Consider the following 4,328-nt stretch of genomic DNA (forward strand, 5'->3'; position numbering starts at 1 on the left):
TCGAAGGCGAAGGCCACAGCGCGCTGACGCCGACCGCGGCGACGGCTGCAACCACCGAGAGCAGTCGTGGGCTGCTGTCCTTGCCGAGTACTCGAACGAGGCTGACGCATCCCAGGGCTCCGAGAGCCACCAGGGCTGCGATCAGATACGGGGTGGCACCGGTTTCGGTGGACGTCGTCGCGGCCGCGAGATTCTGGTCCGTGGCGGCGGCGTCGTCTGTGGTGGTGGCAGCGGTTCCCTGCGGGAGTGCCGCGGAGGCGTCGCGCACGTTGGTGGCGATGCCGTTGACGATTCCCTCGACCGGCTCGACCGACGTCACGAGCTGATCGGTGCCCGCTTTGAGCTGTTGGCCGCCGTCGTCGAGCTGGCCCAGTCCGTCCCGCAGCTGGACCGTGGCGTCGCCGAGCTGTGCGGTGGCACCGAGGAACTGACTGTTGGGGTCGTTGAGTTCGGAGGACAGTTGCTGAGCACCGCCCTTGAGGGTCTGCAGCTGGGCGAGGGTGTCGGGCCCGAACGCCTGGGTGTTCAGGGTGTCGATGACCCCGCGGATCTCGCCGGAGATGGCGTCGGATCCTGGGTGCGGGAAGCGATCGACCTGGTCTGCGGTGGCGGCGAGTTTCGCAGTGAAATCGGCCTGCAGAGCGCCGAAGCCGGTGAGTTGGTCGACAACCTGGTCGACGCCACCGCTGATCTGCGACGCGCCGTCCCCGAGCTGACCGATGCCGTCGCGGTACTGCCCGAACCCGTCGGCGAGCTGGATGGTTCCGTCGTGCGCCTGGGTGATGCCGTCGGCGAGCTGTCCGACGCCGTCGTTGAGCTGCGTGCCGCCGTCGGTCAGCTGACCGATACCGCTGGAGAGAAAGGTGATGGGCAGCGAAGCGCTGTTGAGGCTGCTCCTGGCCGCGGCCAGAGGATCCGCCGTCTGCTGGTCCGCCGTCTGCTGGTCCGGTGCCTGCTCTGTGGCTGCGGTGGTGGTGGCCGTGGATTCGCCGCCGAGGTCGTAGCCGGTGCCCAGTGTAAAAGCACCCACCGCCACCAGAGGAAACGCCAGCGCAGTGAGAGCAACGGCAGGACGTCGGAAGATACGCAATTCACCCATGATGGGTTCGAGGCTAACTGCCAGGTACGGCCTCGCCGACCAGTCGATGGCCGTCGACGCCGCGTTTCACACCCTCTACCTGGGAGTTTAAGAGCTCTCTGTGGATTGCCGGTTGCGGGGCAGCAGGTCCCACACATGCTCGGTCTCGTTCACCGAGGAGACCGACCTCGCGCCACTGCGCGAGAACAGCACACGCGTCACCGAGCAGTAGTCGATCGGGAAGCCGAGCACCTTCGGGGTCTGCAGAATGTCCTGCAGCAGGATGTTGATCACGCCGCCGTGGGCGAAGAGCGCCACGGTGTCGGTGTGCGCGGCGGCCGAGACGATATCGGCGACACCGGCCAGGACTCGCTGCCGAAATGCCTGCTCGTCGACCTGTTCGGGAAGATGCCCGGCCTTGATGCGATCGAATGCCTCCCGGAATTCGGTCTTGGCCGACTCGATCGGAACGTAGCCGCCGAAGTCGCGATCGTATTCGGTCACACGCTCGTCGGACTCGACGGTCAGACCGAGCCGATCGGCAAGAGGCTGCGCCGTCTGGACGGCGCGCAGCTGCGAACTCGACACGACTCGGGAGATCGGGAATCGGGCCACTGCACCCGGCACCCGCAGAGATTGTTCGACGCCGAGGTCGGCGAGAGCGGGATCGGCCGAGGTCTCCGACCGTTGTGGCAGCGCGTGCCGCACCAGAACCAGTTGCATCGACTCACCTAATCACGAGTGTGCGGCCGCTGCGCTGCACCATCGATCGGAAGGCCGCGACCTGACGCGGCGAATCGGCCTGCGGATCCCACACCATGCCGATACGTCGACGAGCCGCGGGCTGGGTGAGCCCGATGTCGACGGTTCCTCCTTCTCCGCCGTGCGCTCGGATCCGCGGCAGGATGGCGATGCCGAGTCCGGCCCCGACGAGTCCGCGCACCGTGTGGGTGTCCTGCCCCTCGAATGCGATGCGCGGGCTGAAACCGGCGTCCGCCCACAACTCGTCGCAGATCGATCGCATGCCGAAACCGTGGCCCATCGCGATGTAGTTCTCGTCGGCGGTGTCGGCGAGATCGACCGATCTGCGGGTGGCCAGGCGATGATCGGCCGGGACCACGAGCATCAGCCTCTCGTCGTAGAGCTGGAACGAATTGTCGTCGGTGTGCTCGGCGCTGAGAGAGACGAACGCCAGGTCGGAGACTCCATCTGCGAGACGGTCGAGGCAGCGCGCGCGGGCACCCTGATCCAGATCGAACGTGACGGCCGGGTGGTCGACGCGGAACTGCCGGATCAGCGCCGGTACGACGTCCTCGCCCAGGGTGTTCTGAAACGCCACTGCGATACGGCCGCGAGCCCGAGCGTCGTGCTCGGTCATGGCGTCGATGCCGGCATCGATATCGCTCAACGCTCGCTGCAGGTACGGAATCAGAACACGGCCGGTGCTGGTCAGCACGATTCCGCGGCCGCGTCGTTCGACGATGTCGACGCCCAGGATCGCCGACGCGCGGGCCACCTGCCGACTGACGGTGGGCTGTGGAAGGCCCAGCACGTGCGCGGCGTCGGTGATGTGTTCGGTGTCGGCCACCGCCACGAGGGTCGGCAGCAGCGGCAGCAGTTCGATCGCTTCGCGACGCATGAAACGAATCATATCGTTGGTGTATCGGTTTGCCATGTCTCATGCATTGGACGAATACCGTGAGCGCTTCTAACGTGATCTGCATGACTACGACGCAGCCCGAGGTCCTCGGGTGGGAGGGACACCCCAGGGGCTCGCGCGAATACCGCCGACTCGTCCTGGCCCTGCTGTTCGCCGGAGTCGCGACGTTCGCCCAGCTGTACTCGGTGCAGGGAATCCTGCCGCTCATCGCCGCCAATCTCGACATCACGCCGTCGCTGTCCTCGCTCGCCGTCGGACTCGCGACGGTCGGCGTCGCGGTCTCGGTCATTCCCTGGTCGGTTGCGGCCGACCGCATCGGTCGAGTCCGGGCCATGACGGCGTCGATCCTCACCGCCACGACGTTGGGACTGCTGGTACCGCTCGCGCCGTCGCTCGAAGTCCTTCTGGTCGTTCGTTTCTTCGAAGGTGCCGCACTGGGCGGTCTCCCCGCCATAGCGATCGCATATCTCAGCGAAGAGGTGCATCGCAGTCACACTGCCTTGGCCGCGGCGACGTACGTGTCCGGCACGACGCTCGGCGGACTGCTCGGCCGCATCGTCGCCGGACCCGTTGCGGAATACACCAACTGGCGCATCGGCACCCTGACCGTCTCGCTGATTGCGGCTCTCGCCGCCGCGCTGTTCGTGTGGCTTGCACCGAAACCGCGAACGACGCTGGTGCACAGCCAGATTCGTGACCTGCCGGGACGGCTCTTGGTAAACCTGCGCGAACCGGGGATGGCGGCACTCTACGGCCAGGGATTCCTGCTGATGGGCGGCTTCGTCGCGATCTACAACTACCTCGGATTCCGTTTGGAGGCCGTGCCTTTCGGGCTCCCACAGTCTCTGATCAGCCTGATCTTCGTGGCGTACCTCAGCGGTACGGTGTCCTCACGGGTAGCGGGCAAGCTCGCGACGAAGCACGGCAGGTCGGTGGTGCTCGCCGGATCCACCGCAACGATGATCGCCGGAGTGGCACTGACGATGGCGTCGAATCTCGTCGTCATTCTGACCGGCCTGGTGATCCTGACCATGGGATTCTTTGCGGCCCACGCCATCGCGTCGGGCTGGACCGGACAACGCGCCGTTCACGGCCGCGCGCAGGCGACCTCGTTGTACAACCTCTTCTACTACGGCGGATCGTCCATGGTCGGATGGATCGGCGGCGTTGTGTTCCAGTCGCTGGGATGGAACGCGTTGGCGCTGTTCGTCATTGCGTTGGCAGTGATCGCAGGCGTGTGGGCCGCATGCCTGCACGGCCGATTGGCGCAGCCGGTATCAGTAGGCTGACGTGTTCGCGGCAGCGATGGCGAAAATGACGATCGCACCCACGATGACGACGAACAGTGCGATCGAGACGTAACCGATGATCAGCCTGCGGTCGCGAACCCCGACCCGCCTTCGCCGGTGCGCTTGATCTGACCGCGCGCAATGTGGCCACACACCACCGCGCACACCGACGCAAGCAACGGAATGAACGTCAGACCGAGAATGCCCAGCACCAGCGACACGATCGCCAACGTGTTCGTGGACGCGGGAGCCTGATAACCGCCGGCATACGGTGCATTCCCGTACTGGGAGTACTGGGAGT

The 4,328-nt window shown here is 65.9% G+C and carries 5 protein-coding genes; 1 reads left to right on the forward strand and 4 read right to left on the reverse strand.

The window, feature by feature from the left end; all coding sequences use genetic code 11:
• The 3 genes from RHBS_RS25010 to RHBS_RS25020 form a co-directional block, all read right to left on the reverse strand.
• Window positions 1-1,099: phage infection protein (locus tag RHBS_RS25010; protein WP_128646764.1), on the reverse strand; the 1,099-nt coding region annotated here is incomplete at its 3' end.
• 87 nt (window positions 1,100-1,186) lie between these two features.
• Window positions 1,187-1,801 (reverse strand): histidine phosphatase family protein, encoded by a 615-nt coding sequence (locus tag RHBS_RS25015; RefSeq protein ID WP_128646766.1) that lies wholly within the window; start codon window positions 1,799-1,801, stop codon window positions 1,187-1,189.
• Window positions 1,802-1,805: 4 nt separating this feature from the next.
• Entirely contained in the window at window positions 1,806-2,717 is a 912-nt protein-coding gene (locus RHBS_RS25020; protein ID WP_037195730.1) for a LysR family transcriptional regulator, read from the reverse strand.
• Window positions 2,718-2,800: 83 nt separating this feature from the next.
• Between RHBS_RS25020 and RHBS_RS25025 the strand changes: the two genes are divergently transcribed.
• Entirely contained in the window at window positions 2,801-4,027 is a 1,227-nt protein-coding gene (locus RHBS_RS25025) for an MFS transporter (protein ID WP_128646768.1), read from the forward strand.
• An 80-nt stretch (window positions 4,028-4,107) separates the two neighbouring features.
• Here the strand turns inward: RHBS_RS25025 and RHBS_RS31140 are convergent.
• On the reverse strand, window positions 4,108-4,328 hold a 221-nt coding region (locus RHBS_RS31140; RefSeq protein WP_145977600.1), incomplete at its 5' end, for a DUF4190 domain-containing protein.

This window comes from Rhodococcus sp. BS-15, assembly GCF_000813105.1.
Classification (GTDB): Bacteria; Actinomycetota; Actinomycetes; order Mycobacteriales; family Mycobacteriaceae; genus Rhodococcoides.